We start from the raw sequence: 3,332 nt of genomic DNA on the forward strand, positions 1-3,332 counted from the left end.
CCAGCACCCAGCACCCAGCACCCAGCACCCAGCACCCAGCACCCAGCACCCAGCACCCAGCACCCAGCACCCAGCACCCAGCGTCCAGCACCCAGCACCCAGCACCCAGCACCCAGCGCCCAGCGCCCAGCACCCAGCGCCCAGCGCCCAGCGCCCAGCGCCCAGCGCCCAGCGCCCAGCGCCCAGCGCCCAGCGCCCAGCCCGGCCCGGCCCGGCCCAGCCCAGCCCAGCCCAGCCCAGGCCAGCCCAGGCCAGCCCAGGCCAGCCCAGCCCAGCGCCCACGGCCGGCGCCCAGCGTCCGGCGTCCATCGCCAATCGCCAATCGCCAATCGCCAATCGCCAATCGGTGCGACGCGCGTGCCGTCCGCGTCGACGGCGGTTGATCGGGGCGTGCATGCGGCACTCGGCTCGCTGAGCGCCGAATGTTCGGCCGGCGGGACTCGGCGAATCGTACTTTGGCCTGATCCCGGGTCAGCACCAGAATCGCACGGCAGGCGGTCGCGGACGTCGAGGAGTGGGCGCCGCATGCCCGTTTGTCTGGATCCCGCGTCCGTATGAGCTGAGCCATTGCGCGTCCGCCGAAGCCGACGCAGGTCCGCATTCAGCTGAATGAGGCGCGCATCGTACGAACATGCAAGATGCCGTCTACTGCGCGGCCTCGCGGCGATAGGCGGTTCGGACGTTCATGTTGGTCGGTTTGCGCGACGACGCGCCGCAATGTGCGCTGCACAGCCGAACGTTGGCGGCGACTGCGGCGTCCAGGCAGCTCGGCAATGAGCTTGCGGACGCATATCGTCGCCGATCAGCGGGCGCGGTATATCGAGGCGCGTGTCTCGTTGTCTCCGACGTTGCTGAGACTGTTGCCGCTGCTGCCAGCGGCTGTCAGCTAGACGGACGCATCGTTGGGGAGCCATGCGCATGTAATCACTTCTGGTCTCATCGCGTGCGGCGACGCCGCGCGGTTGCCCGAAGAAGGGGAGCGGTTGGCATCCATGGCGGACGTCGGCGTGTCGTATGTTGCGCGCGCCGCCGCGTTCTCGATGCGCTCTGCCGTGCGGCTCTCGGTGAGCCTCTTGCCGAACCGTCGCGAACCTGTCCGCCCAACACCACGTATTTGTGGCCTCGTGTGTTAGCGCTCCCCACACGGCAAGGCCAGTGCAAAGGCAAATAGCGGACGCGATTCGGCATGGATTGGTAGCAGGGCATTGGGCAACTGCACTCGAGCAGACGCATCGGGATGTATTGCGCCGCCTGCATGCTCTCGCAGCCAACGGCGTGGCAATCCATCGGCTTCGGAGTCGGGCTGGACTGTTCGGCGACGGACAGGCCGATAACGGAGCGGAGGCGACTCTGCGCCCGTCAGATCCGGCTTCGCTATCGGAATGTGCTGGCAAATTCGGCGAAAAGAGGCCATGTCGGGCACCACTTCGACGCGGCACGGTTCTCGATTTTTGGCCAAGCGAACGGCCAGTCCAGCCCCCACAAACGCTTCCGGCATGGAAATTGCAAATTTTTTGCTTCTACCCGCTTGGCATTCTGCTCTGAAGGCCTTATGATGGCGGTCTTTCGTTTTCAGCAACGATGCAAATCAGCGCTGAAGACGGGATCTGACGAGGATGTGGACGCCAGTCGGCGATCCTCTCGTGCTTGCCTTAGCCGGGTGAGCGCGGGTGTCGGGTGAATCGAGTCGGTGCGATGGAAGAGAATGAAAACAATCTTCCGGATGTGCTTGACAAGAGTTGGATGCACCCCCATAATCGTCAGTTCTCTACGGAGGGGTGCCCGAGTGGCTAAAGGGGGCAGACTGTAAATCTGTTGGCTTACGCCTACGTTGGTTCGAATCCAACCTCCTCCACCAAGAACATCAGCGCAGAGAGCGGTAGGGAATCGTTAGTGGCCCGTGCGGGTGTAGCTCAATGGTAGAGCAGAAGCCTTCCAAGCTTACGACGAGGGTTCGATTCCCTTCACCCGCTCCAGTTCGTGCAGTTGAAGCGTAATACCGCCCATGTGGCTCAGTGGTAGAGCACTCCCTTGGTAAGGGAGAGGTCGGCAGTTCGATCCTGCCCATGGGCACCAGCAGTAAAAAGTCAGTGTCTGTTTGCGCGCGGCGCAACATGTGAATTCCTTTTGGGAGTTGAAAATGGCCAAGGGTAAATTTGAGCGGACCAAGCCGCACGTCAACGTTGGTACGATTGGTCACGTTGACCACGGCAAGACGACGCTGACGGCAGCGATCACGACGGTTCTGACGAAGAAGTTCGGCGGCGAAGCGAAGGCGTACGACCAGATCGACGCGGCACCGGAAGAAAAGGCGCGCGGCATCACGATCAACACGGCACACGTCGAGTACGAAACGGCTAACCGCCACTACGCACACGTCGACTGCCCGGGCCACGCTGACTATGTGAAGAACATGATCACGGGCGCAGCGCAGATGGACGGCGCGATCCTGGTTTGCTCGGCAGCAGACGGCCCGATGCCGCAAACGCGCGAGCACATCCTGCTGGCGCGTCAGGTTGGCGTTCCGTACATCATCGTGTTCCTGAACAAGTGCGACATGGTGGACGACGCTGAACTGCTCGAGCTGGTCGAGATGGAAGTTCGCGAACTCCTGTCGAAGTACGACTTCCCGGGCGACGACACGCCGATCGTGAAGGGTTCGGCCAAGCTGGCGCTGGAAGGCGACACGGGCGAGCTGGGCGAAGTGGCGATCATGAGCCTGGCAGACGCACTGGACACGTACATCCCGACGCCGGAGCGTGCAGTTGACGGCGCGTTCCTGATGCCGGTGGAAGACGTGTTCTCGATCTCGGGCCGTGGTACGGTGGTGACGGGTCGTGTCGAGCGCGGCGTCGTGAAGGTCGGCGAGGAAATCGAAATCGTCGGTATCAAGCCGACGGTGAAGACGACCTGCACGGGCGTTGAAATGTTCCGCAAGCTGCTGGACCAAGGTCAGGCAGGCGACAACGTCGGTATCCTGCTGCGCGGCACGAAGCGTGAAGACGTGGAGCGTGGCCAGGTTCTGGCGAAGCCGGGTTCGATCACGCCGCACACGCACTTCACGGCTGAAGTGTACGTGCTGAGCAAGGACGAAGGCGGCCGTCACACGCCGTTCTTCAACAACTACCGTCCGCAGTTCTACTTCCGTACGACGGACGTGACGGGCTCGATCGAGCTGCCGAAGGACAAGGAAATGGTGATGCCGGGCGACAACGTGTCGATCACGGTGAAGCTGATCGCGCCGATCGCGATGGAAGAAGGTCTGCGCTTCGCCATCCGCGAAGGCGGCCGTACCGTCGGCGCCGGCGTCGTCGCCAAGATCATCGAGTAAG

At 63.1% G+C, this 3,332-nt stretch carries 1 protein-coding gene and 3 tRNA genes; all 4 read left to right on the plus strand.

Going from position 1 to position 3,332, the window contains the following annotated elements:
* Positions 1–1,772 precede the first annotated feature (1,772 nt).
* The 4 genes from O1Q03_RS39790 to tuf all read left to right on the plus strand — a co-directional run bounded on the left by O1Q03_RS39790 (position 1,773) and on the right by tuf (position 3,331).
* Positions 1,773–1,858 (plus strand) — tRNA-Tyr (locus O1Q03_RS39790).
* 44 nt (positions 1,859–1,902) lie between these two features.
* Positions 1,903–1,976 (plus strand) — tRNA-Gly (locus O1Q03_RS39795).
* A gap of 25 nt (positions 1,977–2,001) precedes the next feature.
* A tRNA-Thr gene (locus O1Q03_RS39800) sits at positions 2,002–2,076 on the plus strand.
* Positions 2,077–2,140: 64 nt separating this feature from the next.
* Complete coding sequence (gene tuf / locus O1Q03_RS39805; protein ID WP_269509229.1) at positions 2,141–3,331, plus strand: elongation factor Tu; 1,191 nt, start codon at positions 2,141–2,143, stop codon at positions 3,329–3,331.
* Position 3,332 lies beyond the last annotated feature (1 nt).

It is taken from the genome of Burkholderia sp. IMCC1007 (genome assembly GCF_027257875.1).
Lineage (GTDB): Bacteria > Pseudomonadota > Gammaproteobacteria > Burkholderiales > Burkholderiaceae > Burkholderia.